Raw genomic sequence first — 2,306 nt, 5'->3', positions numbered from 1 at the left:
AATCGGGCGCAATAGTAGCAAGTCCAAAAAATATTATGACGGCCGATACGACGATAAAATATATTTCTTTAACTATGATTGATCCTTAAATTTAAAGCGGTATTTTAGCCAAACGAAGGTTAAAATTTTATTTGAAAGACGAAATTTTAATGCTTTGATAAAATTCCGCGCCCTCGCAGGCGCGGAATTAAAGGGGTTAGTTTTTGACGGCTTTGCCCAGATCCCACATAGGCATGAAGATACCCAGAGCCAAAAGAAGAACCATGCCCGCCATAAAAAATAGCATGATCGGCTCTACGTAGCTTGAGATATTATCGATGATATCATCAAATTTCTCTTTATAATAATCCGTGACGTTGCCGAGCATCTTATCGAGGTTACCGGCCTGCTCGCCCGCGCTGATCATCTGAATAAGCATACTCTCATAAAGCCCTGTATTGTTAAACGCCTCGGTTAGGCTCACGCCCTGCTGCACGGCGATTTTAACGGTAGAGAGTTTCTCTTTTAAAGTATGATTATCCACCATTAAAACAGATGTATCCAGCGCATCTGCAATAGGAATACCCGCTCGCACAAGCTCTGTAAAAATAAGCATAAATCGCGACATCGTAGAGAAAAATATGATCTTACCAAATAGATAGACCTTTAAAATCGTCTTGTCAAAGCCCTTTTTAAACTCGGGATTATTGCGATATGCCCATCTAAGAGCTATGATAGTGCCTATGATGCCCGCTAAAACAAAAATTCCATAATTATTAAGCGTGCTTTCGATACCAAGTAGAATTCTAGTAGGTAGTGGCAAATCCGCGCCCAAATCCTCAAAAATCTCGCGGAATTTCGGCACGACATACATCATTAAAACCGAAAATGCAATCGCCATAACGATCATAAGGATCATCGGATAACGCATCGCCTTTTTAAATTTACGCTGGTTTTCCCAAAGCTCTTGAAGCATAGCGGCAAGCTTGGCTAGAGACTCTGCCATATTACCGGTTGCTTCGCCCAGACTTACCATCGCAACAACGACATCACCGAGCTGTCCTCTAAATTTCTCCGAAGATTCGGTAAGACTAAGACCTGCGTTAAGATCGTCGTTCATAGCACTAAAAATCTCTTTTAGCGTCTTATCCTCTGCCGCCCTTGCGACCTCTTTGATCGAGTCGTGGATTGAAATTCCCGCATTTGTCATAACCGAAAGCTGGCGGATCGACGCTACTAACGGCAACGTTCTAACTCTTCCGCTACCACCTAGCATGCGCGAAACCTGCGCCTTAAAATCGCCGCCCGTATTGGCTACAACCTGGGTTTCACCTCTTTTTACGATCGTCCCGCCTACGCGCTGCTTCATGAGATTGTTTGCTTGCACCTTATCGTTAGCTTGCAAAAACATCTTTCTTCTTGCGCCCTTGGCGTTGTATTCAACTTCTAATTGCTTTTTCATTGTTTAGCCACCCTATAAATTTCTTCTATACTAGTTACTCCGCGCGCAGCACGTATAACACCATCTTCAAACATATCTATAAAACCCTCCTCCTTCGCTAAGGCTCTCATATCGTCCTTTGAGCCACCGTTAGCGATCAAGCTCTGCATTTTATCGGTAATAGGTAAAATTTCACTAATCATCTCACGCCCCATGTAGCCCGTCTGACCACATTGATCGCAACCTACGGCCTTAAAAAATGTGTATTTTTCAGGCAAAAATTCCTTCAGCTGATCAAGCATCGATTTAGGCAGATTCGTAGGCTGCTTGCAGTGCGGGCAAAGCTTTCGCACGAGACGCTGTGCCTCTACTGCAATGAGCGCACCACTTATGAGGTAGGCCTCTATACCCATATCCACTATTCGCGGGATCGCACTAACGGCGTCGTTGGTGTGTAGGGTTGAGAAAACCAAGTGTCCAGTAAGAGCAGCCTGGATCGCGATCCTAAGGGTCTCTTGATCACGGATCTCACCGATCATTATGATGTCGGGGTCTTGTCTTAAGATCGAGCGCAATGCTGAAGCAAAGGTAAGACCTGCTTTTTCGTTAACTTGAACTTGTTGGATTAAATTTACTTGATACTCGACTGGATCTTCTACGGTAATAACCTTAGTATCGATATTTTTAATATCGTTTAGCGCTGCATATAGCGTCGTAGACTTACCGCTTCCCGTAGGTCCGGTAACCAAGATAATACCATATGGAGCCTTCATAGCGTTATTAAATTTCTTAAAGCTATCAGGGTGCATACCGAGCTTTTCCAGACTTATGATAACCTTGGATTTATCGAGGATACGCATAACGGTAGATTCGCCATTGATAATAG

At 43.6% G+C, this 2,306-nt stretch carries 2 protein-coding genes; both read right to left on the bottom strand.

Annotated elements, in window-relative coordinates; genetic code table 11:
• Window positions 1–196: 196 nt before the first annotated feature.
• Window positions 197–1,441 carry a type II secretion system F family protein gene (locus tag Q0095_RS06015; protein ID WP_297882299.1) on the bottom strand — a complete coding sequence of 415 codons (1,245 nt, stop codon included), beginning with the start codon at window positions 1,439–1,441 and terminating at the stop codon, window positions 197–199.
• The coding region (locus Q0095_RS06010; protein WP_297882297.1) for a GspE/PulE family protein at window positions 1,438–2,306 on the bottom strand (869 nt) is incomplete at its 5' end. The genes Q0095_RS06015 and Q0095_RS06010, both read right to left, overlap by 4 nt.

This window comes from uncultured Campylobacter sp. (assembly GCF_938045535.1).
Lineage (GTDB): Bacteria > Campylobacterota > Campylobacteria > Campylobacterales > Campylobacteraceae > Campylobacter_B.
Note: the sequence above shows the minus strand (reverse complement) of the source record. Positions and strands in the feature narration are given on the sequence as shown.